Here is a 26,261-nt window from a genome sequence, read left to right on the forward strand (position 1 = left end):
TCACTCGTTGTTGTGTTTGCTGACCGGGAGGACGACTGTCTGGACGATGTCCCCTTCCTCGATGCCGAGCGCCTCGCGCTCCGCGTCGGGGATGGAGATCCGACCCCCGCTCTGGACGCGGGTCTTGAACGTCGCCATCTGACTCATCGCACCGAGCTGATTCATATCGAAGCCCGGCGTGCTACCGTTCGCGAACAGCTGTCGGAGCATCTGCTGTTGTTGCTCCACCGCGTTCTCGCTCATCTCCTGCATCCCCTTGAACATCGGGGGCCACATCGTCGCGTCGTCTCCGTCGGTCATCGCTACCTACACCTAACGCCCCGGACGACTTAAGCTTTCCGCTGAATACCATCTGATACCATCTGATACCACAGAGTGACACGAGGGAAATTCGCGGCGTCCGGAGCCGAAGACAGACATTCCTCCGATCGACCGCCCGACGACCGGCGGTAGAAGCCGTCTCGACGGCACAGAGATCGGATTAACACCAACGTTTAATAGTTCGGGCAGCAAGGGGAAACTATCAATGAGTTCTGAATCGCATCGGAACCCTCTGCTCGACACGTGGACGGAGACGTCCTCTCATATGTTCAACAGCGTCGTCGCCGCCAACCGGGCCGCGTTCGCCGCCTTCGGCGTCCCGCAGGAGGGCGACGACGTCGCACCGCCGGCCGAGCGCATCGAGGCCGACGAGGACCTCCCCGAGTGGCACGTCTCGATCTCCGAGGACCACGCCGAGCAGCTCGGCGTCGGCGACAAGGTAGAGTTCAGCAAGACCATCTCCGACGACGACGTCCGGCAGTTCGCGGCCGCGAGCGGGGACACGAACCCGCTCCACCTTGACGACGAGTTCGCGGCCGAGACGCGGTTCCGGGGGCGTATCGCCCACGGGACCCTCGTCTCCGGACTCATCAGCGCCGCGCTCGCGCGACTCCCGGGACTGACCATCTATCTCTCCCAGGACCTGGAGTTCCACAACCCCGTCCGCATCGGCGACCGGCTCACCGCCGAGTGCGAGATCGTCGAAGACCTGGGTGACAGCCAGTACCGACTCACAACGCGCGTCCGCGACCGGGAGGACGTCGTCATCGACGGCGAGGCCGTCGTCCTCATCGACGACCTGCCGAACTAACAGAACGACCGCAGCAGGCCGTTGAACCGCTCGGGGCGCTCCCGAGGCGGGCAGTGACCGCAGTTCTCCAGGACCGCCAGTTCGCTCTCGGAGAGCGTCTCGGCGGCCCGCTCGGACCAGGACTTCGGCAGGAGCGGGTCCGCCTCCCCGTGGACCAGCAGCGTCGGCACGTCGAGGCCGTCCAGCCGGTCGGAGTAGTCCGTGCGGAACCCGGTCCGGCGGAACTCGCTGCGCTGCCAGCGCCGCATCGCGCGCACCGTCCGCCGGTCGACGGCGTCGTCGACGTCCGCGACCAGCTGTCGGGACGGTTCGGTCGCGCCCATACTCCGAAGCCCCGTCCTGATCGCCGCCTTCGAGCTACTCACGCCCTGCCACATCATATTTCCCACGACGGGTGCCTGGAACAGCCCGGTCGCTGCCGTCCGCCAGTAGGCGTCCGACCCCAGGCCGTAGCTGTCGACGAGGACGAGCCGCTCGACGCTCCCGCCGTCCAGCGCGTGGCCGAGCGCGAGCGCTCCGCCCATCGACAGCCCCGCCATCGCGGGGTTCTCCAGGTCCAGTTCGTCCAGAAACGCCTCGACGGCCGCCAGGAAGTACGGCGTCGTGTACGCCCGGTCCGGTTTGTCGCTGTCACCGTGGCCCGGCAGATCCAGCGCGTAGACGGTCCGTTCGTCGGCGACGGCGGGGAGCGCGTGTCGCCACGACACCCTGGCGGCGTCCAGTCCGATCCCGTGCAGGAACACGAGCGGTGGGCCCTCGCCGCCCGCGAGGTAGTGGAGGTCGACCGGCTCGCCGTCGACCGGCACCTCGACGTGAGACGACGTGATCTCGGCGGTCATCGACGGGCCTCGGTATCGCAGCCGAATGAGTCTACTGGTCGCGCCCGGAACCTGTCGATCCGTCGTTATCTCTCTCGTAGGCACTGGCCGCCGCGAGCCGGGCCTGCTCGCGCACGACCGACGGCGTCCGGCACCGTCCCGGTTCGCCGGCGACCTGCGGGATCGTGCAGTTGTTGCAGCTCGCACAGAGCGCGTCGCCGCCGTCGAGCAGTCGCGCGCCGAGCCGCGGTTCGGCGTAGAACGGCCGACCGAGGCCGACGGCGTCGGCCGCCGCGGGCGCGTCGCCGGCACCGAGGTACCGGTCACAGTCGGCGCGGGTCCGCAGTCCGCCCTCCAGCAGGACGGGGACGTCGACCCGCTCGCGGACCGCGCGACAGAACTCGGCGTTCCAGCCCGGCTCCCGGTCGAATCGACGGGCCTGCAGGCGGTTGAGCAGCTCGACGGCCCGCGCCCGCAGCCGGCCGCCGAAGGCCGCGGCGTAGTCGTCCCGGAGCTCGCTCGCGGCCCACGCGCGGTCCGGGAACGCCCCCCTCACGATGCTCATGTCCCAGAACGTCGAGACCTCGACGGGCACGAGGGCGTCGTAGCCCACGGCCGCCAGCCGCTCGGCGACGTCGACGGCGTCCTCGAACGAGAGATACCTTCGAACGAAACTCGGAGCCGCGGTCTCGGCCGGCACCTTCGTCACGAGCGGCACGTCGCCGGCGTGGTCCCGGACGGCGTCGTGGATCGCTTCGAGGAACCGGACGCCGTCGGCGAACTCGTCGTCGCGGCGGTTGTAGAACGGGGAGAGGAACTGCTGGATCAGACTCATGTTCGCCGCCGAGAGGTGGACGCCGTCGTAGCCGGCGTCGGCGGCGTCGCCCGCACAGCGGCCGAACCGCTCGGCGAGGTCGTAGACGGCTTCGGTCGAGAGGACGTCGGGCCGGAGCGCGAGCAGGCCGGCCCGGTCCAGCGCCCGCAACTGCCACGGGGGCTCGGACACGGCCAGTTGCCGCTCGTCGGGGTTGCGCCGTCGGTGGCCGGCGTGCCACGTCGCCATACTCCGCAGCCCGCCGTGTGCGAGCTGTATGAATATGTTTCCCTCGTGTGCGTGAACCGCGTCGGTGAGCCGTCCGAGGCGCTCGACGAACGACGGGTCGTGGACCCGCGTCATGTTCGGCGCGGCACAGCCGCCCTCCTCGGTGACGATGCTCGCTCCCTGGAAGACGAGCCCGACGCCGGCGGCCGCCGCGGGCTCGAGCTCGTCGACGAGCGTCTCGACCGCGTCCTCGCCGTTGCCGGCACACTCCAGTAGCGGCGCGCGGTAGAGGCGGTTCGGGAGCGTGACGCCGCCGATCTCCAGCGGCGTCGACAGCGTCGTCACGGTTCCGACCCGGCGCGTGCGCCGCCGGTCAGTCGGGACTCCATAGCGACGATAACGGCGTCGACGGCAAAAGCGCTCGGCTACTTCTCGACCGGCAGCAGCGCGACCCGCTCGCGGACGGCGTCGGCCAGCGTCCCCTCGGTGGCGGCCAGTTCCGTCTCGGTCACGTCGAAGAACGAGCGGACGCGCTCGGGGTCGGACTCCCCGAGCGTCTCCCCGGGGGTGAGCAGACGCTCCACGGACTCGGCCGCCGCTCGTTCCGCGTCCTCGTCGCCGTCCCCGACGACGACGGCGACGACCGGGCACTCGCCCCCGCTGACCCCCATCCTCAGCGCACGGTCGATCTGCCGGCGGCCGGCGGCATACAGCAGGATCTCGACGCCGAAGTCGTCGGCGATGGCGTCGTCCCGGTCCCGGGCGCGCCGGGCCAGTTCGACCGCCCGCTCTAAGTGGCGGCGGTCGACGACGTAGCGGGCGTCGAACGCCTGGACGACGACCCCGTGGTCGTCGGCGACCGCGTCGAGCCGCTCGACGAAGGTCCCGACGTCGTCGACGTCCGCCTGCCCCTCGACGACCCGCATCAGAAGTCACCCAGGCTGGACTGGTCCTCTCCGGGCTCGGCCGTCGGCTCGCTCCCCTCGTCGTCGACCGCCACCGTCACGTCCGGGTCCGGCTCCACGCCCTCCATCGACGGGTCGCGGTGGCCGGCGTTCTCCAGGACGGTCTCGGCGGTCTTCCGACGGCCCCGCAGCGCCGCCAGCACGACCGGTTTGGGGGCGTCCCGCAGTTCGGCGCGATCGGTGATGCCGGCGTCGAACAGCCGGCGGGCGCGCTTGCGGCCGACGCCGCGGACGCCCGCCAGTTCGACCAGTTCCTCCCGCACGCCGTGTTCGACCCGCGTGCGGGCCCTGCTGACGGCGCGGGCGACGTCTGCGTCGAGTTCGCTCGCCAGCGACTCGGCCGCACCCAGCAGCCACTGGGCGGTCTCGACTTTCCCGCGGATGTCGCCCGGCCCGACGCCGTACCGCTCGGTGATGGTGTCCTCGTCGACCTCCTCGGCCCAGTCCTCCAGCAGGCGGCCGGTCTTGAACGCCGCCAGCCAGTCCTCGAAGCGGTCCTCCTCGAACTCCGAGGGGGTCGGCCCGAGCAGTTCCGCCTCGCGCTCGTACAGCGCCATCTCGTACTCCTCGCGGTCGCCCGACCGGAGGTAGAGCTCGTACATGTCGGGGGTGCGCGAGACGAGGTGGTAGAGGCCCAGCGCCGAGATGTCGTCGGGGTCGCCGCCCGCCTCGGCTCCGCCGCCGTTTGCCGCAAGCTCGCTCGCGGTCGTGAACTCGGCGTCGGTGGGGTCGGTCTCGGCCGCAGTCCCCGCCTCGTCGCCGCCGTGGCGGGTCCAGTACTCCAGGCCGTCGATGATCTCGGCGGCGCTCATCGGGTCCAGATACAGGCGCGAGACGGTGTGGCCAAGCGAGGTCGCGTCCAGTTCCACGTCTCGCGGCTCGTCGCCGCTCGACTGTCCCGAGGCGCTTCGCGCCTCGCTCTCGAGGAAGTCGTTGCGCTCCAGATAGGTCAGCACGTCGTCGACGACCCGCTCCAGCCGTCCGCTCTCCTCGGTCTGACTCGCGTACAGCGTCCGTTCGAGGAACTCCAGCAGGCCCGACCGCGAGCGGGCGAACCCGGAGGAGACGGTGGCGAGGATGTGCGTCCGCAGGGCGGGCTCGGCGGCCAGTTTCGAGCGGACCGGTTCGGGGTCGGCCCAGACGTACCGCTCGAACAGCTCGTCGAGTTCGTCGTGGCTGCTGGCGACCAGGACGGCCTCGCCGTAGGGGTCGAGTCCGGGGCGGCCGGCCCGCCCCATCATCTGGTGGACCTCCAGCACGGAGAGGGGCTGCATCCCGCCGGCCGACCCGTCGTAGCGCCGCCAGTCGCGGACGACGACCCGCCGGGAGGGGGTGTTGACCCCGGCCGCCAGCGTCGGGGTCGCGCAGACGACCTTGACCAGGCGGTCCCGGAAGGCGTCCTCGACGAGTTCGCGGTGGTCGCGGGCGAGCCCGGCGTGGTGGAAGGCCGCCCCGTCGGCGACGGCGTCGGCGAGGTCGTCGCTGGTCTCCGCGTCGCTGACCTCGCGGATCTCGGCGGCGATCTCCGCGAGCCGGTCCCGCTCGTCGTCGGTCAGGTGGGGCCGGACGGTGCTGCCCAGCCGCTCGGCGGCGGCCTCGGCGTTGCGTCGGGAGTTGACGAACACGAGCGAAGAGCCGCCCTCCTCGACGACGTTCCCCTCCTCGTCGGTGTCGTCCCGGAGCGTGTCCCGGACGACGGCGGCGGTCTGTTTCTCGCCGCTCTGGACCGCGAGCCGCTGCTGGCTGCCGTCCTCGAGGTGCAGCGCCTGCCCGTAGTGGACCCCCTTCTTCAGGTCGATCGGCCGCCAGTCCGAGTCGACCAGCTCGGCGTCGAGCCAGTCCGCCAGCTCGCCGGCGTTGCCGATCGTCGCCGACAGCGCCACCGTCTGGAGGTCCGGGTTCAGCCGGCGGAGTTTGGCGAGGGTCACCTCCAGGGTGGGGCCCCGTTCCCCGTCGTCGACGAGGTGGACCTCGTCGGTGACGACGCAGGTCAGGTCCTCGATCCACGGGGCGTCGTTCCGGACCAGCGAGTCCACCTTCTCGCTGGTGGCGACGACGACGTCCTTGTCGGCGAGCCAGCCGCCCTCGGACTCGTAGTTGCCAGTCGAGACGCCCACGTCCAGTCCGTACCGCTCGAACTGCTCGAACTCGGCCTGCTTCTCGCTGGCCAGCGCCCGCAGCGGGACGATGTACAGCGCCTTCCCCCCGCGGGCGACCGAGGCGAGCATCGCCAGCTCGGCGACGAGGGTCTTGCCGCTGGCGGTGGGGATAGCCGCGACGAGGTTCTCGCCGGCGGTGACCCCGGCCTCGACGGCCGCGGCCTGTGGCGGGTACAGCTCCTCGATGCCGTCCTCGCGGAGGTGGTCGGGCAGCCAGTCGGGCACGTCCGGCAGGTCCGCAACGTCCATTACGCCCCCGTTCGGTCCCGCTCCGATTTAAACTGTCGTCCCGCGGTCCCCAACCGCTTTGTGAGGTGCCCCCAAACGCCGTCGTATGGCTGAGGAGGTCGGCGACGACGGGACTGGCGGGTCACCGGCGACGGGCACGACGGCGACGGTCTCGGTCCTGCTCGTCGACGACGAACGTGACCTGGCGGACGTGGCGGCGCTGCACCTCGAACGGCGACGCGACCCGTTCGACGTCACGGTCGTGACCACCGGGGAGTCGGCGCTCGATGTCGTCGGGAACGACGACGTCGACTGCGTCGTCAGCGACTACGAGATGCCGGGGATGGACGGACTGGACCTGCTGCGTGCGGTCAGGGAGATCGATCCCTCGGTCCCGTTCATCCTCTACACCGGGCGGGGGAGCGAGGAGATCGCCAGCGAGGCGATCTCGGCCGGGGTCACCGACTACCTCCAGAAGCGCGCGACCACCGACCAGTACGACGTGCTCGCCAACCGCGTCGAGAACGCCGTCGCCCGCCGCCGCTCCGAGCGCGCCCGGCGGGAGACGGAGCTGCGCTACCAGCGGTTGGTCGAGGCCTCGCCCCACGCTATCCTCGTCCACTACGGGGAGGACGTGGTGTACGCCAACGGGACGATGGTCGAACTCCTCGGACTGGACGACCGGTCGGACATCTACCGCAGCGACCCGCTGTCGTTCGTCCACCCCGATGACCGCGATCGGATCCAGGACCGGATGGGGCGGATCGTCGGCGGCGACCGGTCCGCCGGCTGGGTCGCGTGGCGGCTCGTCCGCGACGACGGCGAGGTCCGCCACGTCGAGAGCCGCGGCTCGCCGATCGTCTACGACGGCAAGCAGGCGGTGCTGGGCGTCATCCGGGACGTGACCGAGCAACGAGGCCACGAGCAGCGGCTCGCGGCGCTCAACGAGGCGACCCGCGAGCTGCTGACCGCGGACTCCGCCGACGCCGTCGCCCGGACGACGGTCGAGGTCGCGGCGGACGTGCTCGACGAGCCGTTCGTCGGGGTCTTCGAACACGACGGGGGCGCGCTCGTCCCCGTCGCCGCGACCGAGGCCGCCAGCGACCGAACCCGCGTCTCCCGGACCGATCTGGACTCGCTGGCACTCTCGGAGGGGACCGTCGAACTGACCGCCTTTGAGGCGGGGGAGCCGCGGCTCGTCGAGGACTACGGGGCCCGCCAGGACACGCTGACGGACGTGTTCGAGACGGTGTTCCTGTTCCCGCTTGGCGACCACGGGCTGCTGTCGATCGCCGCGACGGAAACCGATTCCTTCGAAAGAATCGACCGCGATCTGCTGGAGATCCTCGGGCAGTCCGTCGTCGCGGCGCTGGACCGACTCGACGACGAGTGACGACGGCAGCGATGGCTGCGAGGGGAACGCATTTGCCGGTCAGGGGCCAAGCGTGGCTATGCGCATCGAGTACGACCGGGACACCTGTATCGGGATGTTCCAGTGTGTCGCGGAGTGGGACGCCTTCGGGCGCGACGAGGACGCCGGCAAGGCGGTGCTGGCCGACAGCGAGGAACGCGACGAGGACGTGTTCGTCCGGGAGGTCCCCGACGACGCGGAACTCGACGCGAAGTTCGCCGCACGGGCCTGTCCGGTCGACGCCATCGCGGTGTACGACGACGACGGCGAGCAACTGATCCCCTGACGGATGTCGGCGACCGCCACCGAGACACGACCCTCGACCACCCCCTAGATGGTCCGGGACCTCCTCCGCCGGGTCGTCGAGGGCGTCCCCGCCGCCCTCGCGCGACTCGGCCTCGTCGACCGCCAGAAGGCGACCGAGGCGACGGACCTCGCCGCCCCGGTGATGGTCACCGGCGGGCTCCGCATCCTGCTGCGACTGGCCGACTTCCTGATGGTCGGCATCGCGCTCGGGGACGCCGCCATCGCCGGGCTCGAACTGGGCTTCCAGTACTACTTCGTGGGCTTCGGCCTGTCGCTGGCCGTCTCCTCGGGCACCATCAGCGTCGTCTCCCGGCTGCAGGGGGCCGACCGGCCCGACCGGGCCGACCTCGCCGTCAAGCAGTCGCTGTGGATCGCCCTGCTCATCTCTGCGCCGCTGACGGCCGCCTCCTGGCTCTACCCCGAGCTCCTGGTGGGGGTGCTGACCGACGACGCGACGACCATCGACTTCGGGGCGACGTACCTCTCCATCGTGATGCTGTCGATGGCCCCGCGGTTCTGGAGTATGGTCGCCTCGCGGGCGCTGGCCGGCAGCGCCGACACCCGGACGCCGATGTACGTCCGCCTGCTGACGCTGCCGACCAACGTCGTGTTGAACGCCGTCCTCATCTTCGGGCTGGGGCCGTTCCCCCGGCTGGACATCGCGGGGGCGGCAATCGGGACCGCCGCCGCGAACACGCTCGCGGCGGCCATCTTCCTCGGGCTGTTGGTGTCCGGCCGCTACGCCGTCTCGCTCCCGGTTCGGGGCCGGCAGGTCGACCTCTCCCTGCTCGGCGAGATCGTCCGCGTCGCCCTCCCGTTGTCGGGGATGCGACTGCTCCAGACGTTCGCCCGGTTCCCGTTCCTGTTCATCCTCGGGACGCTCGGGACGCCGGTGCTCGCGGCATACGCCATCGGCCGCCGCGTGATGCTGCTCGCGATGATGCCGGCGTGGGGGTACTCCACCGCCGCCTCGACGCTGGTGGGGCAGCACCTCGGGTCGGGCGAGGAGGCCGCCGCGGGCGACTACGGCTGGCAGACGCTGCGGGTGGCCCTGGCCGTCCAGCTGGCGATCGCCGCCGTCATCGTCGCCCTGGCCCGTCCGATCGTCTCGCTGTTCGGCACCGAGTACCCCGGGCTGGCCGCGCAGTTCGTCCGCGTGTTCGGGCTGATCGTCGCCGGCTTCTCCGTCTCCCGGACGATGCGGGGGAGCCTCCGGGGCGCGGGCGACACCCGCTGGCCGCTCTACGGGACGGTCCTGGGCGGCTACTGCTTCCGGCTCCCCGTCGCGGCGCTGGCGCTGTCGCCCGCCGTGACCGTCACCGTCCCGCTGGTCGGCGTCACCCTCGCTCCGGGGATGGGGCTCGGCCTGTCGGCCATCTTCGCCGCGCTGATCGGCGACTTCTACCTGAAGGCGGCGGTCAACACCGGTCGCTTCTGGACCGGCAAGTGGCGGGACGTCGCCCGCCGCTCCGGGGTCGGCGCGGCCGACGACTGACCCCGGTCGGTCGCCGTCGTGCCGCTCCCGACCGTCCGGCAAGCCCCTCGCCGTTTCTCAAGGCTTAATGTCCGGCCTGCGATAGGGAGGCTATGAGCACGGCAACGAAACTCGTCCTCGGCACCATCGTGGTCTCGGCACTGCTCTCGCTGGCGCTCGTCGCAAACCTCGTGCTGTTCTCGGCGTAGATGTTCGAGGAGCGCACGCTGACCGGGGGCCTCGCGGAGGTCGGGGACGCGTACGCCCCGGACGCGCTGGTGCTCGACTGCCAGCGGGACTTCGAGACGCTGGACCCGGCCGTCGCGGAGGAACTGCTCCTCCTGACGGAGACGGTCGACCCGCTCGACTACGACCCCGACTGGGTCCCCGAGGACGCTCCCGAGGAACTCCGGGAGTTCGTCGACGCCGACTTCACCGTCGGCCTGCCCGGGGACGGCGGCGTCGCCTGGACGACCCAGACCGAGCCGCCGTGCGTGTTCGTCAAGCCGCGGCTGGAGACCTCGCCCGAGGCGTTCGTCGACTTCCTGATCGCCGAGGCGCTCGTCGAGGTGAGCCTCGGCGAACCCGAGCAGTTCCTCGGGTTCTTCGGCGCACGCTACCCCGAGTTCGCCGCGACCGCCGGCCAGCGCCTCGACCCGGCGGGAACCTACCAGCTGGCGGTGGCGCTGTACGACGCCTACCTGGGACTCCAGACCCGCCGGGCCTTCGAGACGTGGGCCGATGACTACCCCGCCCTCCACGACTCGTGGGCCGACGCCGGGAGACGGCTGGACCCGCGGCTGTCGGACCTCTCGACCGAGCTGGCCCGCGGGCAGACCACCTTCCCCGCGGCGGCCGAACTGGCCTGTAGCGCGGTCAAACACGGCCGGGACCTGCCCGCGCCGTTCGCGGCGCTTGACACCGACGCCTACCGCCGGCACGGGGCGGACTACGCCATCCGGTGGACGGCCAAGACCTTCGACGCGCTGGAGTGAAGTTTGGTGAGAGTCGTGACCGACTCCAGACGAAACCAGACAGAAGTTCGAAAAACGCCTTTCTGACGACTCTCCGTTGCACTCATCGGGTGCAAACCCGATGGACGAGACACACCTCAGCAGGCGTAGCGTGCTGCGAACGAGCGGTGCCGCGCTGGCGGCCGCGACCGGACTCGGTGCGGCCGGGTCCGCGGCGGCGCGCAACGGTAGACGGCGGGGCACCGAGAACGGCAACGGCAAGCAGTTCGGCCGCGTCTGGGCGAACGACGTCCTCTGGCGGACGAACGTCGTGAACGTCCTCGACGAGGAGCCCGACCCCGCGGACGCCATCTACTTCGTCAACGACGGGACGGCGGCCTCGCTGCCGCCCAACGGCGGGGTCAACGGCGGCGGCTCGCCCTTCGTCTCCGAGTCCGCGCCGGGCGACCGGGACTGGAACGGCGGCCAGTGGGTCCACTACAGCGCACAGTTGGCCGACGACGTGACGCTCGACGAGCCGTTGACCGCCGAGGCCGACGTGCTTGCGGCCGCCGACGCCGGCACGCTGACGATCAGCAAGGGCCGCCCCGACATCGACGGTGCGCCGCCGAACTTCTTCGTCTGCCCGCTGAACGGGCGGGCCTGAGCGGGCGGCCGCTCATCCCTCGGGCGGCCACCGCACCCCGAACTCCGATTCGAGCACCGCCGTCCACTCGGCGGGGTTCACCGACTCCTCGCGGACCGTCTCCCCGCGGCGCTGCTCGGTCAGCGTCCCGTCCCCGAGCCACTTGTGACCGCGCTCGGTCGCGATCGAGACGGTCGGATCGCCGGTGAACCCCGACTCCGGGGCCGTCGTCAGGTGGTCACAGGTCGCCGCGAAGTAGTCGGTCGCCCGGCCGGCGCGGGTGAAGATGTAGCGGTCGCGCCAGTCCTCCTCGTCCGGGTCCCGCAGCTGGACGCAGTGGTCGGCGTCCGGGCGGTCGCTCTCGACGGCCCGCCAGTCGACGCCGGCGGCGTCCGTGACGACGCGCCCGTCCAGCGGCGTCGGTCGACGCATCGTCGGCACGCCCAGCCCCACGTCGACGACGTACTCGCGGTCCAGGGCGGCGACGTGGGCCATGTGCGAGGCCGGCGGCGTCAGCTCCCCGTCGTCGACGACCCGGGCCGCCACGCGGGTCACGTCGACGCCGAGCGCGTCCAGCAGCGGCCCGAACGCCCCGTTGAGTTCGTAGCAGAACCCGCCCCGCCGGCGCGCGACGACCTTCGCGTAGCAGTCCGCCGGGGCGAGCGAGACGCCTCCGCCCCCGCGCTCGCCGTGCGGGTCGCCCGTGATGGCCAGTGTCTCGAACGGGACGGCCGTGACGTGGGCCGTCTGGAGGCGGGCCAGCGCGTCCGCGTCGAACGGCCGGACGTCGCCGGGAGCGAGGCCGACGCGGGCGAGGTACCGCTCCACGTCCATGCCCCTAGTCTGGTGGGGCGGGGGCAAAACGGTTCGGCGTCGCGCGAAGCGCGCCCCGACGAGTATACGACGTAATACGAAGCAAACGCTACAGCCGGTCCAGCACCGCGTCGGCGTCGTAGTTCAGCGTCAGCTCCCGCGAGCGGCCCCGCCCGTCGACCTCGGCGTAGTCGGCGTCGATGATCCCGAGCTGGTCGAGCTTGTTGATGATCTCCGAGTAGCGGGTGTAGCCCAGGTCCGTCGCGTCGTTGAACGCGTCGTAGATCTCGCCGGCCCGCTTGCCGTCGTGGTCGGCGATGACCTCCACCAGCGCCCGCTCGGACTCGGACAGCTCCTGGAGCCGCCGGGAGAGGTGGACGTACTTGGACTTGTCGTAGGCCGCCTCCACGTCCTCACGTTCGACGGTCCGGGAGGCCCGCATCTCGGCGTTCATCCCGGCCCGCCGGAGGAGGTCGATCCCGACCCGCAGGTCCCCGCCCTGTTCCTCGGTGAGCTCCGCGACGCGGTCGAGGACGGTCGGCCCGACGACGTCGTCGTGGAACCCGCGCTCGACGCGCTCGTCGAGGATGTCGACGATCTCGGGCTGGTCGTACTTGTTGAAGTAGACCTCCTCGGGCCGGAACACCGACTGGACGCGGGTGTCCAGCGCCTCGATGACGTCCAGGTCGAGGTCCGAGGAGATGCAGATGACGCCGATCTTCGCGCCGGAGTGGGCCTCGTGGGCGCGCAACAGCGAGTAGAGGGTGTCGCTGGCCTCGTTCTCGTAGAAGAGGTAGTTCACGTCGTCCAGCGCCACCACCAGCACCTCGTCCTCCTCGACGAGCTTGTCCGTGATCTGGGAGAACAGCTTCTTGAACGAGATGCCCGAGGAGGGCGGCTCGTAGTCGAAGATCTCCGCGAACAGCCGCGAGAACACCGCGTACCGCGTCGAGTCCACCTGGCAGTTGACCCGGACCGCCTGCACGTCCGTCTGGGCGGCCAGCTCGTCGAAGAGGATCTGGGCCGCGGTGGTCTTGCCCGTCCCGGGCGGCCCCCGCGCGATGACGTTCAGCGGCCGCGACCCGCGGACGGCGGGCCGGAGCGCGTACTTCAGCGTCTCCATCTGACTCGACCGGTGGCGGAACGTCTCCGGCAGCCAGTCGATCTCGAAGACGTGCTCGTCCCGGAACACGGACTCGTCCCAGCCGAGCATCCCCTCCTCCGGGTCCTCGCTCATCACTTTCACCGAGCTTCGCTGCCCACTTAACCATTCCCCAGGGACGGCGAAAGTGGAGCCGGCGGCGGGCGAGCGGCCCCGCTACTCGAACTTCGCCAGCAGGTCGTCGTAGAACTCGGCCTCGCCGTCGTCGGCCAGCTTCTCGACGATGAGCTCCGGCGTCGACCGGGCGAGTTTCCCCTTGACCGGCGAGCGGTTCACCCGGAGCTCGCCGTCGACGAGTCCCTCGGCCTGGATGCCGTCGACCGAGAGGTCGGCGTCGGCCGCGGCCAGGACGTCCTCGGCGAGGTGGGAGACGAACACGCCGGTGGCCTGCCGGTCGGCCAGCGACTCGAGGATGCCGGCGACGATGGTCGCCGCAGCCCCCGGCTCCGTGATCGACTCGAGCTCGTCGACCAGCACCAGCACCGGGCGGTCAGCCGTGACGTCGGTGACAAGCTCCCCGAACTCCCGAAGCGTCGACTCGAACGCGCCCGCGTCCAGCGTCCCCTGGGTCTTGGCGTGGTAGTGGAGCTCGCTCACGCGGCCTACCCGCGCGGAGTCGGCGGGGACGGGCAGGCCCATGTGGGCCAGCACCGTCACGAGCGCCACCAGGTCCAGCGTCGAGGTCTTCCCGCCGGAGTTGACCCCCGAGAGGACCGTCACGCCCTCGACGCCGTAGTCGACCGGTTCCACGTCCTCGAAGGGGACGTCCAGCAGCGGCGAGCGGCTCCCGCGGATGTCGAACCCGCCCTCCTCGGTCACCTCGGGCATCGTGCAGTCGAAGTCGTCGGCGAAGCGGGCCACCGCCAGCTCGACGTCCAGGTCCAGCGCCCCCGTCACCAGCTCTTCGGCGTCGTCGCGCAGGCCCGCCAGCTCGTCGGCGAGCGCCCGCTTCTGCCGGGTCGCCCGCCGGTCCCGCGCGGCGGTCAGCTCCTCGCGCAGGCGGCTCACCACGTCCTCGTTGCGCTCGACCGGGTAGGTGGGCTCGTCGGGGAACGCCCGCCGGGCGGTCGCCTCCGTGTCGCGCAACCGCAGCGCGTCGACGAGGTGGTCGCGGGCCTTCTCGACGGCGGCGGCGTACTCGTCGGCCAGCTCCCGCTCCAGCAGCGAGTCGACGCCGGCCCCGCGCTCGACCAGCGACAGCAGGTCCGTCCCCTCGATGGTGACGTCCCGCTCCTCGATGGCGTCCCGGAGGTGGTCGTTTGCGGCGCTCTCGGCCGTCGAGACGGCGGCGTCGAGGTCGTCGACGGCCGTCGCCAGCCGGTCGAGCTCCTCGTCGCCCCGCACCTCCCCGTCGTCGTCCAGGCGGTCCAGGGCCGCCAGCAGGGCGTCCAGGTCACAGGGGGCGTCCAGCCCGGCGACCCGGTGGACCTCGGCGGCGGCCCGCACCCGGTCGCGGTTGCGCGCGAAGAAGGTCAGGACCCGCTCGGGGACGACCGACGCCGGTTCGTCCAGCGCGTCGGGCTCGACCCGGACGTCGCCCTCCACGTCGACGCCGGCGAAGGCCTCGTCCAGCGCGACCACCGTCGAGTACGAGCGGGCCAGCTCCGCGAGCTGGCGGGCGTCGTCGACCACCTCGACGCTGACCTCGGGGACGGCCTCCTGGGCCTCCGCGTAGCGCTCGGCGTCGCTGGTCGCGAGACAGCGGTCCCGGACGCGGACGTCGCCCGGCTCCGCGAGGGGTTCGACGCCGGTCAGGGCCTCGCGAACGTCGGCGTCCGGATCCCGGGCCATCGCCCGCTCGCTGAACGCCCGGACCTCCTCGATCCGCGAGCGGACGCCGCTGGGGTACAGCGTCTCCAGTCGCCTGGCGGCGTAGTCGGTGACGGTCCGTTCCTGGAGCAGGCCCAGCGCGTCCTCGAACACTTCGCTGGCCCGCGGCGTGGCGGCGAACCCGCCCGGGTCGCCGTGGTCCGCTCGAATCGCGCCGCGGGCGATGCGGGCCGCCCGCCCCTCGCTGACGCCCGGGGCCCGCGCGAGCGCCGCCACGTCCCCCTCGGCCAGCGCCCGTTCGGGGTCGTCGAGTTCCCGGAGCGCCGCGGCCGTCTTGGCCCCGACGCCCGGCACCGATTCGAGTTCCATCTGCCGGCTCATTCGGGACGCGTCGGAAAAAACCCCCCGTCGCTCGGGCGGCTCGGGGCCGCGTGCCCGGCCGCGCGACCGGTGCCCAACGTGTTGGGCAAACGCTGACCCCCGCAGCCGCCTACGTACTGGTATGGCGATCGAAGACAGACTGCCGGCGGACGTCGCGGACGAGGGATCGAACCTGACGCGGCTGTTCTACCTGTTCGTCGCGCTCCCGACGGTGCTGGGCCTGGCCCACCACGTCGACCACGTCGTCCGGGGGAACCACGTCGGCTGGCCGCTCACCCCCGAGGTGAACCCGTTCACGTACAGCCTCGCCATCTACCCGCTGCTGGCGATCAGCCTCTACCTGACGCTGACCGACCGCGTCGACGCGGGCTACTGGGCGGGCTTCCTGGCGTTCAGCGCCGGGATGCTCGCGTACTTCCACGTCAGTCCCTGGGCGGTCGAGCCACCGCAGGACGTCATCGGCCCCTACGCGAACCCGCTCGCGGGCTACCTCGCCTTCGCCGTGTTGCTCGCGCTCATCGGCTCCGTGGTCGCGGGGTCGCTCTACGGGGCGGTCCTGTGGTCCCGCGGCCGGTCGTGACGGACCGCCGACGCGACGCCTTTATCGACGCGGGCTGCGAGCGTGTCGCGTATGCGCTCGCGGCGACGAACGCGGAGGGAGCCGGCGTGATCCGCGCTCGCTTCCGGATGGCGCTGCCCGAGGACCTCTGGGTCAGGGCCGTCTCGACGTCGTTTCCCGAGGCGACGCTGCGCCTGCTCACCGGCGTCCCGAGGGGCGACCGCGCGCTGGAACTGGGCGAGGTCCGGGCCGAGGACCCGGTCGCGGTCGCCGACGCGATCCGGACACACCCCGACATCACCGAGTACGACCCCCTGCACACGGGCGACGATCGGGTCGTCGCCCAGTACGAGGCCGTCGAGCAGGCCCTCTACGAGTTCCTCTGGTCGTCGTCGCTGCCGCCGGAGTTCCCCGTCGTCGTGACGGACGGCGAGATGACGTTCGACCTGACGGCCACCCGGGCGCAGTTCGAGGCGTTCGGCGACGCGCTCGACGAGCGCGACCGGCCGTACGAACTGCTCAGCGTCGTCCACACGGACGCGGACGGGGGCCTCCTCACCGAGCGCCAGCGCGAGTGCCTGCGGGTCGCCCAGCGCCGGGGCTACTTCGCGGTGCCCCGCGAGTGTACGCTGGCGACGGTGGCCGCCGAGCTGGGGGTCGACAAATCCACCGCGAGCGAGACCATCCGCCGCGGGACGGCCCGGGTCGTCTCGCAGTTCCTCGCCGGCCCCGGGTGAGCGGCCGGCGGGCGAGCGACGCCGTAGTTTCAATACGGTGGCGTCGGTTCGACCGATATGCCCGGACAGGAGGCAGACGACGTCTTCCGCCTGCTGGCGGACGAGACGCGGCTCGACGTCCTCCGGACGGTCGCGCGCCAACAGCGGGACCGGCGACAGACGGGGGTCGCCGGCTTGTCGTTCTCCGAGCTCTACGACCGCGTCGACGTCGACGACACGTCCAAGCTGTCCTACCACCTCGGGGAACTCACCGGGACGTTCCTCCGGAAGCGCGAGGACGGCTACGTCTTCACCCACGCCGGCGAACGGCTGGTCCGCTTCGTCCTCGCCGAGAACTACCGCGCGCCGCCGGACTTTGGCACCATCGACACCGAGGGGACCTGTCTGTTCTGCGGCGAGTCGGCGTTGCGGGCGACCTACCGCGACCGGTACTTCACGGTCGTCTGCGGGGCCTGTGACCGGCCCGCCTTCTCGTATCGAGTCAGGCCGGCACAGGTGCGGTCCCGGGACCCCGAGGACCTGATCGACGCCGTCGTCCGCGAACAGGTCGGCGACCTGTTCAAACTGCGTCAGGGTGTGTGTCCGGAGTGTGCCGGCCGGCTCGACACCGCGGTGGTCGACGCCGAGACGCACCCGGTGCCCGACGAGATGCCGATCGACTTCGCGACGGTCAGCGAGTGCACGGAGTGTCTGCAGTGTCTGGGCCTCCCGCTGACACACGCGGCGGCGTACCACCCGGCGTCCGTCGCGTTCCACTGGGTCCACGGGGTCGACGTCCTGAGCAGCGGTCCCTGGGCGTTCCACCGCCACGTCGCCGACGGGCGCTGGCGGGCTGAGCGCGTCGACGCAGACGAGTACCGCGTCGAGTTCCGGCGGGACGACGCCTCGCTGCGCCTGTTCCTCGACGACGCCGCGTCGGTCACGCGAACCGAGCGTGTGCGGTACAGCGGCGGTCGCGACGGCCAGTCGTGACAGCGTGCTTTCAAAACGTCGGTTCAGCGAGCCGGTGCGACCGGCGACGCCACGCGCGGCAGAGCGACGAGGTCGGCCGATTCCGCTCGGATTCACTCAAATCGGCTTTTGAAACGACGCTGAAAATACATCAAAAGTTCGATAATTGTTATGTGGGCGGACGACGACGGCTCACCCACGGATGCGACAGCGAACGGCTCCGCCCACTGGTCCCGCCGTCTCGAACCGCCAACCACGGGGGCGTGCGAGCGCCGGCCCCCGCCCGCCACGCGCCGAGCGAGAACCGCACCAGCCCGTCACGGACGGGGGTGAAGCCGGTGCCGACGACTGACGAACCGGCGCGAGCGGGCCGACGCGGGGAGGACGGTCCGGCGTCGCGGCGGCCGATGTCGGTCGACGAGATCCGGGCGTCGTACGCGGAGTACGCCGACTGGATGCACCGCTTCGAGTGGGCCGACCGGCTCGTCACCGGCCGGTACCGGCGCGAGCGGTTCGGCGACGTCGGGAGCCGGGTCCTCGACGTGGCCTGCGGGGCGGGGACGAACTTCCGGTACGTCCCCCGGTCGGCCGACCTCGTCGGCGTCGACATCAGTCCGGCGATGCTCGAGAACGCCCGCGAGACGCTGTCGGCGCTCGACCGCGAGGGGACCGTCCGGGAGATGGACGCCCAGGACCTCGACTTCGAGGACGACGGCTTCGACGCCGTGATCTCGGCGCTGTCGACCTGTACGTTCCCCGACCCCGTCGCCGCCCTCCGGGAGATGGAGCGGGTCTGTGCTCCCGACGGGACGATCCGCCTCGTCGAGCACGGTCGGAGCGACGTCGGGCCGATCGCGGCGTTCCAGGAGTGGCGCGCCGACGCCCACTACGAGCAGGTCGGCTGCCGCTGGACGCAGGAGCCACGCGAGGTCGTCGACGAGGCCGGGCTGTCGGTGGTCGACAGCACGACCGGGCTGTTCGGGATGGTCACCACGTTCGAGATCGACCCGAGGTGAGACGCGGTGGCAGAGACGCCAGCCGCCAGCGAGGCGGCACACCCCGACGCGGCCACCAGACGGGAGGTGCTCTCGACGTTCGGGGCCGCGACCGCGAGCGCGCTCGCCGGCTGTTCGACCGCCGACGGCGGGCGACTCGACGTGAGCGAGACGGCGCTGCGCGACGAGGTGACGCCGGTCCGGCTCCGGGGGTTCCCCGCCGACACCTCCGTGACGGTCGCGGCGACCGGCACCTACGAGGGGACGCCGGTCGCCTCGGCGACGACGGTCACGACGGGTTCGGACGGCACCGCGACGGTCGGTGACGCCGACGACCCGGCCGCGGCGATGCGGTGGCTCTGGTCGATGTCGCCGTCGGAGACGGCGAGTCCGACGGCCACCGAGGGGACGCCCCCGTCGCTCACCGTCGACCTCGCGGCCCGCGTGGACGGCGAGCGGGTCGCGACGGCGACCCAGACCCGTCGGTACGTCGCCCCGGACGTGACCCGGCGGTCGATCGACCGCGAGGACCTGGTCGGCGAACTGTTCCTGCCGGCGGGGTCGGGACCGCACCCGGGCGTGCTGGTCCTCCACGGGTCCGGCGGCGTGCCGCTCGTCTCGTGGGGACGGCTGCTCGCCGCCCACGGGCTGGCCGCGCTGGCCGTCGACTACTTCGGGCCCGCGTCGGGGAACCCGGGGTCTTTCGTCTCGGTCCCGCTGTCGTACTTCGACCGGGCCGCCCGCCTGCTCCGGGACCGGGACGCGGTCCGGGACGGGGCGGTCGGGGTCGTCGGCGCGTCCCGCGGGACCGAGGCGGCGCTGCTGTCGGGCGTCCACTTCGACTGGGTGGGTGCGGTCGCCGCCCTCGCGCCCAGTTGCTACGTCTGGCGCGGGGAGGAGCCGACCGTCCCGGCCTGGCGTCTGGACGGGGAGCCGGTGCCGTACCTTGACTTCCCGAGAGACGACGGGGATCGAGTCCTCGCACCGGCGTTCCGGGGCACTCTCCGGGAGGCGAGCGACGAGGCGGTCGCCGCGGCGACGATCCCGGTCGAGGAGGTCGGGGCCCCCCTCCTGTTCGTCTCCGGCGGGGACGACCGCCTCTGGCCGTCGGGGACCTTCGCGAATCGGGCCGTCCGACGGCTGGAACGGCACGGGGACGCCTCTCGGGCCCGCCACCTGCACTACGAGGACGCCGGCCACGCGGTCTCGCTCCCGCCGTACATCCCGACCTGGTGGACGACCGAGACGGAGCGGTACGTCCTCGGCGGGACGCCCGCGGCGAACGCCCGAGCGACCGCGGACGCGTGGCCGTCGACGCTCTCCGTCCTCCGGGACGCGCTCGGGGCCGACGGCTGAACCGCGACCGACGGCCCCGGAGACAGAAGACCTATGCAGCTGATGGACGGGGTACCGGTAGATGGCGACCGACACCGCCGACGCCCGCGGCCCGCTGCGGACCTTCGCGGAGGACTACGGTCTGCTGGTGGTCGCGGCGCTGTTCGCCCTGCTGGGCGTCGCGGGCATCGCGCTGTACGTCTTCGGCGACACCGCCTACGCCGAGACGCTGCTGCGCCGGTACGGGCTGGCGGCCCTGTTCTTCGTCTTCGTACTGGAGGGGGCGATGCTGCTGTACTTCGCCCCGAGCGAGGCGCTGGTCCCGGTCGCTGTGGCCGTCCTCGCGCGGGTCGGCGGCGGCTACGACCTGCCGGCGGTGGCGGCCATCCTCGCCGTCGCCGTCGCCGGCGCGACCGTGGGTCAGACCGCCCTCTTCCTGCTGGCCAAGCGCGGCGGTCGCGAGTGGCTGCTGGCCCGGCCCTGGTTCCGGGTCAGCGAGGCCCGCCTCGACCGCTTCGGGGCGATGTTCGACCGGTACGGGATCTTCGCGGTGCCGCTGTCGAACACGCTGCTTTTCACCCGCGGGATGCTGACGGTGCCGGCCGGCGTCGCCGGGATGACGACCCGGCGGTTCGTCGCCCTCTCGGCGCTGGGGACCCTCTCCTTCGAGGTGCTGCTCGCGGCGGCGGCGATGGGCGTCCTGAACGTCCTCTAGTCGACGGTCTCGATGCGCTCCCGGACCCACGCCGCCGCCTCGCGGACGGCGTCGGGCTCCTCGCCCGAGACCTTCACCCGGCCCGGCGTGTCGTCCTTCCGGGGGTAACTCCCCACGGCCACGCCGAACCGCTCGCGGGCCTCCGAGATGGTACCTACGACGGCACCTTCCGGTGCGGGCGTGTGAATCGTCTCGGTCGTCCGGTCGCCGCCGAAGTCGTCGGCCACCGTGGCGAACATCGCCTCCAGCTCCTCGGGGATGCCCGGGAAGACGTACACGCTCTCGACGACGCAGCCGGCGGCGAAGCTCTCGTCGGTCAGCAGCGGCTCGGCCCCCTCGGGGACGCCGGCCCAGGCGTCCAGGTCCAGCTCCATCTCGTAGCGGTCGACCAGCTCGGGGTTGTTCTCGGCGAACCGCTCGGCCTTCGCTTCGAGGTGGGCGCGCACGTCCTCGGGGACGACCACCTCGCGGTCGAAGGCGCGGGCGACGGCGGCCTTCGTCACGTCGTCGGGCGTCCCGCCGATGCCGCCGGTCACGAGGACCGCGTCGAAGGCGTCGTGGTAGCGGGCGACGGCGTCGGCGATGACCGCCTCGTCGTCCGGGACGGTCAGCATCCGCGTCACCGTCGCGCCGGCGTCGGTCAGCTGCCGGGCCAGCCACGTCGCGTTCGTGTTCTCGGTGTCCCCCGACAGCAGTTCGTCGCCGACGGTGACCAGTGCGACCTGCATACCGGAGTCGGAGGGGGCTCCGACGGGTAAGGGTTCGGGCGGGAGTCAGCTCTCGTTCGCGACCGCCTCGGCCAGCAGTTCGGTGATGCCGACGATCTCGATCTCGTCCTCGAAGCCGCCGGTCTTGCGGCCGTCCTCGTACATCGTCATACACATCGGGCAGGCGACGACGAACTTCTCGACGCTCTCCCCGGCGTCGGTGTCCTCCAGGGCCTCGCGCAGACGCTCCTCGCTGGGTTTGGGCTCCTCGTCGAAGTCCATCCAGAGGCCGCCCCCGCCGCCGCCACAGCAGAACGAGTCCGCGCGGTTGCGCGGCATCTCGTAGCGGTCACAGCCGGTGGCGTCCACGAGGTCCCGCGGGGCCTCGAAGACGTCGTTGTACCGCCCGAGGTGGCAGGGGTCGTGGTAGGTGACCGTGTAGTCGAGCTCGTCGCCCGACAGGCCCAGCGCGCCCGACTCGGCGAGGTCGGCGACGACCTGCGTGTAGTGGGCGACGTCGTCGGCCGTCCACTCGCAGGCCTCGAACTCCGGGTACTCGTTCATAAACGTGTTGTAGGAGTGGGGGTCGGTCGTGACGATGGTCTCGAACTCGCAGTCCCCGATGGCGGCGGCGTTGTCCTCGACGAGCATCTCGTAGAGGCCCTCCTCGCCGACCCGGCGCACGTCGTTGCCGTCGGTCTGCTCGTCCTCGTAGAGGATGCCGTAGTCGACGCCGGCGGCCTCGAAGACCCGCGCGAGGGCCTTCGCCACCTTCCGGTTGCGCTCGTCGTAGCTGGGGTAGTCGCCGACGTACCAGAGGTACTCGACGGGGTCCTCGCGGGCGTCGGGGACCTCGAAGTCGAGGTCGTCGGTCCAGTCCGGGCGCTTGCGCTCGGGCTCGCCGAAGGTGTTGCCCTGCTGGAAGACGTTCATCATCGCGTCCTGGACGTGCTCGTCCATCTCGCCGGACTCGGTGAGCCGGCGGTTCATCTCGGTGAACTGCGTGACGTGCTCGATGTCGACCGGGCAGGCGTCCATACAGGCCAGACAGGACATACACGACTCCATCGTGCGGGCGTCGATGACCGAGGTGCCGCCGTCGGCGACGATGGGCACGTCCTCGCCGCCGGCGTCGCGCTCCTCGCGGTACCGCTTCAGGTCCAGGATGACGTTGCGCGGGTCGAGCGGTCGGCCCGACGCCTTCGCGGGACAGGCGTCGGAGCAGCGGCCACACTTCGTGCAGGCGTCGTGGTCGAGCAGCTGCTTCCAGGAGAAGTCGTCGATCTCGCTGGGACCGATCTCCTCGGGGCTGGCGTCTTCGGGCACGCCCGGCAGCCGGACCCCGGCGTCCTCGTCGCGGGCGACGAGGTTGGCAAACGAGGAGAGCATGTGGAACGGCTTGGCGTAGGGGACCCAGGCGACGAACCACAGCGCCACCAGCGCGTGAGACCACCAGACGACCGGGTAGGCCGCGGCGGCCTGCCCGGCGGAGACGCCGGCGGCCACGAGCAGGTCCTTCACGAACCAGCCGACGAAGCTCACCGTCTCGAAGGAGACGTCCCGGACCGTCGAGGTCCCGAGGATGCGGACACCCTCGGTGAGGTAGCCGCCGATGCCCAGCACGAACAGCGCTCCCAGAAACAGGTCGTCCTCGCGGGACGTGTGGCGGTCGTGGAGCCGGTCCATCCGCCGGCCGTAGCGTCGCCACATCGCCACGCCGACGCCGACGACGAACAGCAGCCCCATCGCGTCCATCACGAACGAGTACGAGAGGTAGAACCGCCCGACGAAGAAGGACTCCCCGGTCAGCGGCCGGTAGAGGTCCATGTCGATCCCGAGGATCGTGGTCCCGATGAGCAGCGTGAGAAAGCCCCAGACGACGAACGCGTGCATCACGCCGGCGACGGCGTCCCGGTCCAGTTGCTTGCGGTTCGAGAGCGCCAGCCGCGCCGCCGCCAGCACGCGGCCCGGCAGGTCGTCCAGTCGGTCGAACGGGTCGTCGCTCCCCTGGGCGTACCGGCGCACTCGCTCGTAGACGCCGTACAGGAAGACCAGGACGGCCAGCGCGGCCAGGTAGTAGAAGACGGCCTTCCCCACGGGACCGATGCGCCAGAACGTCGGCCGCGTGGTCGCCTGCAGCGGCACTGTCATACTGTCTCACGGGGTACGCTGGCACTTCAAACTTCGGACGAACCGTCGCCGTCCCCGAGAACTGATGAACCGTTGTTCGGTTCCGAGGTGACTGGTAGCTCACCCAACACCTATATGCCGCGGGGACGGACGGTAGCGTCCGATGGACGAGAAGACCGAACAGCTCCGCGATATCTTCGTCGACGTCTCCGGCGAGGAGACGGTGACGGAGTCCCAGGAGGCCGCCCGCGGGTCGCTGACCGACGTCGACGAGGCGACGGTCGACGAGCGGCTGGCCGCGGTGGTCGACCGGATGCGCGAGCGCTACGAGTTCGACACCACCCTCGACGACGAGGCGCTGGTGACGGTGGTCCGTGGGTTCTACGAGGGGCGCACAGACGCCGACCTCGCCGACGACCTGGGGGTCGACGAGGAGGCGGTCTTTACCGCACGGCTGTGCCTCCACCTCGTGCGGGACGACGACACCGACGGCGAGTTCGACACCGCCGCGTTCCGCCGGCGCGTGACCGAGGACGACCCGAGCGACGCCGCCCTCGCCGACGAGTTCGCCCTCGACGAGGACGCGGCCGGGCGGTACCGCCGCGTCGTCGCGGCACAGGCGGCCGCCCGGCGGGTGAGTCACCGCTTCCAGAGCGAGTTCGAGGACGTCCTCTCGGAGGCGGGCCTCTCGACGCGGATGACCGAGGGGATGCGCGAGGACGGGCTGGGCGAGGCCACCGAGGACATCGACTCGCTGGACTCCGACGCCGACGTGTCGCTGTAGCGCGAAGGTTCTTGTCGGGAGCCGCGGCCAGCGGCGCTATGGCCGACCACAGTTTCCGCGACCTGGAGACGGCCGCGTACTGCCCGCGCAAGCTCTACTACCGCCGCCGCGACGGCCCGCCCGACGTGCCCGAGGGCGTCGACGCGGTCCGGGACCTCGCGTTCGACTACGAGCGGCTGCTGACCGACGACGCGGCGCTGCTGGCCGCGCCGATCGAACCCGACCCCGCGACCGTCCGCGAGCGCCTGCGGGCCGCGCGCACCCGACTCGACGACTGGGACGCCCTCGCCGACCCCGCCGGACGGGACGTCTACCTCGCGGGCAAGGACGCCCACGGCGTCGCGCACAAACTGGTCGCCACCGCCGACGGGCCGGTCCCGTCGCTGGTCTTCGCCGGGTCCCCGCCCGACCAGGGGATCTGGGAGCCACAGACGGTCCGGCTGGTCGCGGCGGCGAAGGCACTCGCCTGGGAGCGCGAGCGGCCGGTCGAGCGGGCGTTCGCGGAGTACCCGGCCCACGGCGTCGTCCGCGAGGTCGAACTGACGACCCGGCGAGCCGGCGTCTACCGGCGCGCGCTCCGGGCCGCCGAGTCCGTCGACGGCCCGCCGGCGCGGGTCGACAACGACGCGAAGTGCGAGCCCTGCGACTACCGCGAGGACTGCGGGGTCAGGACCCGCTCGCTGCGCTCGCTGCTGTGACCGCTACGCCGACTCGTCGAGCCAGCGCTCGACGGCGTCGACGGCGGCTCCCCGCCGGTGGATCGTCCCGGCTGCCACGTCGACGACCGTCGATCCGGTTCCGCCCGGCGTCTCCCCGGCGTCGAGGACGACCGCCGCCCGCTCGCGGATCTCGTCCAGCGCGTCGACGGTACGGGCGCTGGGCTGGCCGGAGACGTTCGCGCTCGTCGCGGTCAGCGGCGGCGTCTCGGCGAGCAGCCGCCGCGCCACCTCGCAGTCGGGGACCCGGACCCCGACCCCGGACGCGCCGGCGGTCAGGACGTCCGGAACCTCGTCGCCGCGCTCGACGACCACCGTCACGGGGCCGGGGAGGAACTCGCGCATGAACCGCTCCTCGCGCTCGGTGGGTTCGGTGTACTCCAGTGCGGCGTCGACGTCCGCCACCGCCAGCGAGACCGGCTTGTCCCGGTCCCGGCCCTTCGCCGCGAACACCCCCTCGACGGCGTGGGGGTCGGTGGCGTCCGCGCCCAGCCCGTACACCGTCTCGGTCGGGTAGACGACCAGTTCGCCCTCTCGGGCGGCCGGGGCCGCCGCCTCGATCGCCGTCCGGTCGACGCGGTCCCCGCTCACAGCTGTGCTTCGACGGCGTCGTAGTCCGGGAACGAGGGCCACTGCTCGCCGACCCACGCGTACTCGACGGTCCGGTCGCCGTCGAGTACGAACACGGCCGGCCGCGGCTCGGCGAGGCCGGTCATCCCGTCGAGGTCCATCGCGATCCCGTACGCCTCGGCGACCCCGTTGGCCGGGTCGGAGTACAGGCGGTAGTCCCCCTCGATGTCGCGCTCTTCGAGCAGGTCCTTGTGCGCGTACGGCGTCGAGATCGAGAGGCCGACGACGGTCGCGTCCTCGTGCCACCCGCGGTCCCGGATCTCGTTCCAGACGTAGGTGGCGGGGAACGCGCCGTCCATCGCGTGGAAGACGAGCACCACGGGGTCGTCGCTCTCGGCACACAGCTCCGAGAGCGCCACGTCCTCCCAGTACTCGTCGGTGACCAGCGGCCGCTCGAAGTCCGGGGCCCGATCGCCCTCCCGCGGGTGGTCGGCCTCGCCCAGGTCGACCACGTCGAACGACAGCTCCATCAGGCCTCCACCCCCTGTTCCGGGCCGTAGGTCCGTTCGAGGTACTCGACGATGTTGGCGCTCTCGCTCATCGTGACGCCGGTGTTCTCGTCGACGATGGCCGGGACGGTTCGCTTGCCCGACAGTCGCTTGACCACGTCGCGTTCGGAGTGCATCGGTTCGACGAACCGCGACCGGTAGTCGAGGTCGTACGCCTGGAGCTTGCGGACGACGCGCTCGCAGAACGGACAGGCCTGCAGCCGGTAGAGTGTGATGGCTGGCTCGCTCATACG

General features: G+C 71.5%; 28 protein-coding genes. 15 read left to right on the forward strand and 13 right to left on the reverse strand.

Annotation, left to right across the window (positions count from 1 at the left end):
• Positions 1–300 (reverse strand): AbrB/MazE/SpoVT family DNA-binding domain-containing protein, encoded by a 300-nt coding sequence (locus P0592_RS06525; protein ID WP_276273472.1) that lies wholly within the window; start codon positions 298–300, stop codon positions 1–3.
• Between the two features lie 286 nt (positions 301–586).
• Here P0592_RS06525 and P0592_RS06530 point away from each other — a divergent pair, with 286 nt between their 5' ends.
• The gene (locus P0592_RS06530; RefSeq protein ID WP_276273473.1) at positions 587–1,132 is read left to right on the forward strand and encodes a MaoC family dehydratase; all 546 of its coding nucleotides are present in this window, start codon (positions 587–589) and stop codon (positions 1,130–1,132) included.
• Here P0592_RS06530 and P0592_RS06535 read toward each other — a convergent pair.
• The 4 genes from P0592_RS06535 to P0592_RS06550 all read right to left on the reverse strand — a co-directional run bounded on the left by P0592_RS06535 (position 1,129) and on the right by P0592_RS06550 (position 6,365).
• A complete protein-coding gene (locus P0592_RS06535) occupies positions 1,129–1,971 on the reverse strand; it encodes an alpha/beta fold hydrolase (RefSeq protein WP_276273474.1) in 843 nt (280 codons plus the stop codon). The two genes, P0592_RS06530 and P0592_RS06535, sit on opposite strands and share 4 nt — an antisense overlap.
• Before the next feature lie 31 nt (positions 1,972–2,002).
• Positions 2,003–3,337 (reverse strand): oxidoreductase, encoded by a 1,335-nt coding sequence (locus P0592_RS06540; RefSeq protein WP_276273475.1) that lies wholly within the window; start codon positions 3,335–3,337, stop codon positions 2,003–2,005.
• Positions 3,338–3,417: 80 nt separating this feature from the next.
• Positions 3,418–3,918, reverse strand: coding sequence for a KEOPS complex subunit Cgi121 (cgi121, locus tag P0592_RS06545; RefSeq protein ID WP_276273476.1), 501 nt, complete (start codon positions 3,916–3,918; stop codon positions 3,418–3,420).
• Positions 3,918–6,365 (reverse strand): ATP-dependent DNA helicase, encoded by a 2,448-nt coding sequence (locus tag P0592_RS06550; protein WP_276273477.1) that lies wholly within the window; start codon positions 6,363–6,365, stop codon positions 3,918–3,920. The genes cgi121 and P0592_RS06550 overlap by 1 nt, the downstream gene beginning before the upstream one ends.
• A gap of 85 nt (positions 6,366–6,450) precedes the next feature.
• Between P0592_RS06550 and P0592_RS06555 the strand changes: the two genes are divergently transcribed.
• The 6 genes from P0592_RS06555 to P0592_RS06575 all read left to right on the forward strand — a co-directional run bounded on the left by P0592_RS06555 (position 6,451) and on the right by P0592_RS06575 (position 11,155).
• Positions 6,451–7,737 (forward strand): response regulator, encoded by a 1,287-nt coding sequence (locus tag P0592_RS06555; RefSeq protein ID WP_276273478.1) that lies wholly within the window; start codon positions 6,451–6,453, stop codon positions 7,735–7,737.
• Between the two features lie 58 nt (positions 7,738–7,795).
• Positions 7,796–8,041, forward strand: coding sequence for a ferredoxin (locus P0592_RS06560; RefSeq protein WP_276273479.1), 246 nt, complete (start codon positions 7,796–7,798; stop codon positions 8,039–8,041).
• Between the two features lie 48 nt (positions 8,042–8,089).
• Positions 8,090–9,556 carry an MATE family efflux transporter gene (locus P0592_RS06565; RefSeq protein ID WP_276273480.1) on the forward strand — a complete coding sequence of 489 codons (1,467 nt, stop codon included), beginning with the start codon at positions 8,090–8,092 and terminating at the stop codon, positions 9,554–9,556.
• A 92-nt stretch (positions 9,557–9,648) separates the two neighbouring features.
• Positions 9,649–9,744 (forward strand): hypothetical protein, encoded by a 96-nt coding sequence (locus P0592_RS20225; protein ID WP_419181117.1) that lies wholly within the window; start codon positions 9,649–9,651, stop codon positions 9,742–9,744.
• The gene (locus tag P0592_RS06570) at positions 9,745–10,530 is read left to right on the forward strand and encodes a DUF7089 family protein (RefSeq protein ID WP_276273481.1); all 786 of its coding nucleotides are present in this window, start codon (positions 9,745–9,747) and stop codon (positions 10,528–10,530) included.
• A 100-nt stretch (positions 10,531–10,630) separates the two neighbouring features.
• Positions 10,631–11,155: a hypothetical protein gene (locus P0592_RS06575; protein WP_276273482.1), complete on the forward strand. Its 525-nt coding sequence runs from the start codon at positions 10,631–10,633 to the stop codon at positions 11,153–11,155.
• 12 nt (positions 11,156–11,167) lie between these two features.
• Here the strand turns inward: P0592_RS06575 and P0592_RS06580 are convergent, their stop codons facing one another.
• The 3 genes from P0592_RS06580 to P0592_RS06590 form a co-directional block, all read right to left on the reverse strand.
• Positions 11,168–11,968, reverse strand: coding sequence for an arylamine N-acetyltransferase family protein (locus tag P0592_RS06580; protein ID WP_276273483.1), 801 nt, complete (start codon positions 11,966–11,968; stop codon positions 11,168–11,170).
• Between the two features lie 88 nt (positions 11,969–12,056).
• Positions 12,057–13,184, reverse strand: a complete 1,128-nt coding sequence (locus P0592_RS06585) for an ORC1-type DNA replication protein (protein ID WP_276273484.1) — start codon at positions 13,182–13,184, stop codon at positions 12,057–12,059.
• A gap of 81 nt (positions 13,185–13,265) precedes the next feature.
• The gene (locus P0592_RS06590; RefSeq protein ID WP_276273485.1) at positions 13,266–15,248 is read right to left on the reverse strand and encodes a MutS-related protein; all 1,983 of its coding nucleotides are present in this window, start codon (positions 15,246–15,248) and stop codon (positions 13,266–13,268) included.
• 133 nt (positions 15,249–15,381) lie between these two features.
• On the opposite strand from P0592_RS06590, the gene P0592_RS06595 reads away from it, so the two are divergent.
• From P0592_RS06595 to P0592_RS06620, 6 genes are all read left to right on the forward strand, one after another.
• Positions 15,382–15,840, forward strand: coding sequence for a hypothetical protein (locus tag P0592_RS06595; RefSeq protein WP_276273486.1), 459 nt, complete (start codon positions 15,382–15,384; stop codon positions 15,838–15,840).
• The gene (locus tag P0592_RS06600; protein ID WP_276273487.1) at positions 15,819–16,556 is read left to right on the forward strand and encodes a helix-turn-helix domain-containing protein; all 738 of its coding nucleotides are present in this window, start codon (positions 15,819–15,821) and stop codon (positions 16,554–16,556) included. Before P0592_RS06595 ends, P0592_RS06600 begins: the two co-directional genes overlap by 22 nt.
• Before the next feature lie 57 nt (positions 16,557–16,613).
• Positions 16,614–17,528 (forward strand): ArsR/SmtB family transcription factor, encoded by a 915-nt coding sequence (locus tag P0592_RS06605; protein WP_276273488.1) that lies wholly within the window; start codon positions 16,614–16,616, stop codon positions 17,526–17,528.
• Positions 17,529–17,845: 317 nt separating this feature from the next.
• On the forward strand, positions 17,846–18,523 hold the full coding sequence (locus P0592_RS06610) for a class I SAM-dependent methyltransferase (protein ID WP_276273489.1): 678 nt from the start codon (positions 17,846–17,848) through the stop codon (positions 18,521–18,523).
• Positions 18,524–18,529: 6 nt separating this feature from the next.
• Positions 18,530–19,858: an acyl-CoA thioester hydrolase/BAAT C-terminal domain-containing protein gene (locus P0592_RS06615; RefSeq protein WP_276273490.1), complete on the forward strand. Its 1,329-nt coding sequence runs from the start codon at positions 18,530–18,532 to the stop codon at positions 19,856–19,858.
• A gap of 61 nt (positions 19,859–19,919) precedes the next feature.
• Positions 19,920–20,552, forward strand: a complete 633-nt coding sequence (locus tag P0592_RS06620; RefSeq protein WP_276273491.1) for a DedA family protein — start codon at positions 19,920–19,922, stop codon at positions 20,550–20,552.
• Here P0592_RS06620 and P0592_RS06625 read toward each other — a convergent pair.
• Both P0592_RS06625 and P0592_RS06630 read right to left on the reverse strand, forming a co-directional pair.
• Entirely contained in the window at positions 20,549–21,280 is a 732-nt protein-coding gene (locus tag P0592_RS06625) for a competence/damage-inducible protein A (protein WP_276273492.1), read from the reverse strand. The two genes, P0592_RS06620 and P0592_RS06625, sit on opposite strands and share 4 nt — an antisense overlap.
• Positions 21,281–21,325: 45 nt before the next feature.
• Entirely contained in the window at positions 21,326–23,410 is a 2,085-nt protein-coding gene (locus P0592_RS06630) for a 4Fe-4S dicluster domain-containing protein (protein ID WP_276273493.1), read from the reverse strand.
• A 142-nt stretch (positions 23,411–23,552) separates the two neighbouring features.
• Here P0592_RS06630 and P0592_RS06635 point away from each other — a divergent pair, with 142 nt between their 5' ends.
• Positions 23,553–24,173 carry a conditioned medium-induced protein 4 gene (locus P0592_RS06635; RefSeq protein ID WP_276273494.1) on the forward strand — a complete coding sequence of 207 codons (621 nt, stop codon included), beginning with the start codon at positions 23,553–23,555 and terminating at the stop codon, positions 24,171–24,173.
• Between the two features lie 38 nt (positions 24,174–24,211).
• Positions 24,212–24,871 carry a CRISPR-associated protein Cas4 gene (locus P0592_RS06640; protein WP_276273495.1) on the forward strand — a complete coding sequence of 220 codons (660 nt, stop codon included), beginning with the start codon at positions 24,212–24,214 and terminating at the stop codon, positions 24,869–24,871.
• Between the two features lie 3 nt (positions 24,872–24,874).
• Here the strand turns inward: P0592_RS06640 and P0592_RS06645 are convergent, their stop codons facing one another.
• The 3 genes from P0592_RS06645 to P0592_RS06655 are packed head-to-tail and all read right to left on the reverse strand — an operon-like array spanning position 24,875 to position 26,258.
• On the reverse strand, positions 24,875–25,480 hold the full coding sequence (locus P0592_RS06645; protein ID WP_276273496.1) for an L-threonylcarbamoyladenylate synthase: 606 nt from the start codon (positions 25,478–25,480) through the stop codon (positions 24,875–24,877).
• Positions 25,477–25,989 (reverse strand): redoxin domain-containing protein, encoded by a 513-nt coding sequence (locus tag P0592_RS06650; RefSeq protein ID WP_276273497.1) that lies wholly within the window; start codon positions 25,987–25,989, stop codon positions 25,477–25,479. The genes P0592_RS06645 and P0592_RS06650 overlap by 4 nt, the downstream gene beginning before the upstream one ends.
• On the reverse strand, positions 25,989–26,258 hold the full coding sequence (locus P0592_RS06655) for a glutathione S-transferase N-terminal domain-containing protein (RefSeq protein WP_276273498.1): 270 nt from the start codon (positions 26,256–26,258) through the stop codon (positions 25,989–25,991). Before P0592_RS06655 ends, P0592_RS06650 begins: the two co-directional genes overlap by 1 nt.
• Positions 26,259–26,261 lie beyond the last annotated feature (3 nt).

Origin of the sequence: Haloarcula litorea (assembly GCF_029338195.1) — an archaeon.
GTDB lineage: Archaea > Halobacteriota > Halobacteria > Halobacteriales > Haloarculaceae > Haloarcula > Haloarcula litorea.

Excerpts from the sequence above, each read along its gene's own strand:
- P0592_RS06630 (WP_276273493.1), bottom strand. The coding sequence starts at position 23,410 with ATGACAGTGCCGCTGCAGGCGACCACGCGGCCGACGTTCTGGCGCATC.
- P0592_RS06620 (WP_276273491.1), top strand. The coding sequence starts at position 19,920 with ATGGCGACCGACACCGCCGACGCCCGCGGCCCGCTGCGGACCTTCGCG.
- P0592_RS06535 (WP_276273474.1), bottom strand. The coding sequence starts at position 1,971 with ATGACCGCCGAGATCACGTCGTCTCACGTCGAGGTGCCGGTCGACGGC.
- P0592_RS06530 (WP_276273473.1), top strand. The coding sequence starts at position 587 with ATGTTCAACAGCGTCGTCGCCGCCAACCGGGCCGCGTTCGCCGCCTTC.
- P0592_RS06640 (WP_276273495.1), top strand. The coding sequence starts at position 24,212 with ATGGCCGACCACAGTTTCCGCGACCTGGAGACGGCCGCGTACTGCCCG.
- P0592_RS06565 (WP_276273480.1), top strand. The coding sequence starts at position 8,090 with ATGGTCCGGGACCTCCTCCGCCGGGTCGTCGAGGGCGTCCCCGCCGCC.
- P0592_RS06580 (WP_276273483.1), bottom strand. The coding sequence starts at position 11,968 with ATGGACGTGGAGCGGTACCTCGCCCGCGTCGGCCTCGCTCCCGGCGAC.
- P0592_RS06650 (WP_276273497.1), bottom strand. The coding sequence starts at position 25,989 with ATGGAGCTGTCGTTCGACGTGGTCGACCTGGGCGAGGCCGACCACCCG.
- P0592_RS20225 (WP_419181117.1), top strand. The coding sequence starts at position 9,649 with ATGAGCACGGCAACGAAACTCGTCCTCGGCACCATCGTGGTCTCGGCA.
- P0592_RS06585 (WP_276273484.1), bottom strand. The coding sequence starts at position 13,184 with ATGAGCGAGGACCCGGAGGAGGGGATGCTCGGCTGGGACGAGTCCGTG.
- P0592_RS06635 (WP_276273494.1), top strand. The coding sequence starts at position 23,553 with ATGGACGAGAAGACCGAACAGCTCCGCGATATCTTCGTCGACGTCTCC.
- P0592_RS06560 (WP_276273479.1), top strand. The coding sequence starts at position 7,796 with ATGCGCATCGAGTACGACCGGGACACCTGTATCGGGATGTTCCAGTGT.
- P0592_RS06655 (WP_276273498.1), bottom strand. The coding sequence starts at position 26,258 with ATGAGCGAGCCAGCCATCACACTCTACCGGCTGCAGGCCTGTCCGTTC.
- P0592_RS06625 (WP_276273492.1), bottom strand. The coding sequence starts at position 21,280 with ATGCAGGTCGCACTGGTCACCGTCGGCGACGAACTGCTGTCGGGGGAC.
- P0592_RS06590 (WP_276273485.1), bottom strand. The coding sequence starts at position 15,248 with ATGGAACTCGAATCGGTGCCGGGCGTCGGGGCCAAGACGGCCGCGGCG.
- P0592_RS06575 (WP_276273482.1), top strand. The coding sequence starts at position 10,631 with ATGGACGAGACACACCTCAGCAGGCGTAGCGTGCTGCGAACGAGCGGT.
- P0592_RS06570 (WP_276273481.1), top strand. The coding sequence starts at position 9,745 with ATGTTCGAGGAGCGCACGCTGACCGGGGGCCTCGCGGAGGTCGGGGAC.
- P0592_RS06550 (WP_276273477.1), bottom strand. The coding sequence starts at position 6,365 with ATGGACGTTGCGGACCTGCCGGACGTGCCCGACTGGCTGCCCGACCAC.
- P0592_RS06555 (WP_276273478.1), top strand. The coding sequence starts at position 6,451 with ATGGCTGAGGAGGTCGGCGACGACGGGACTGGCGGGTCACCGGCGACG.
- P0592_RS06605 (WP_276273488.1), top strand. The coding sequence starts at position 16,614 with ATGCCCGGACAGGAGGCAGACGACGTCTTCCGCCTGCTGGCGGACGAG.
- P0592_RS06525 (WP_276273472.1), bottom strand. The coding sequence starts at position 300 with ATGACCGACGGAGACGACGCGACGATGTGGCCCCCGATGTTCAAGGGG.
- P0592_RS06595 (WP_276273486.1), top strand. The coding sequence starts at position 15,382 with ATGGCGATCGAAGACAGACTGCCGGCGGACGTCGCGGACGAGGGATCG.
- cgi121 (WP_276273476.1), bottom strand. The coding sequence starts at position 3,918 with ATGCGGGTCGTCGAGGGGCAGGCGGACGTCGACGACGTCGGGACCTTC.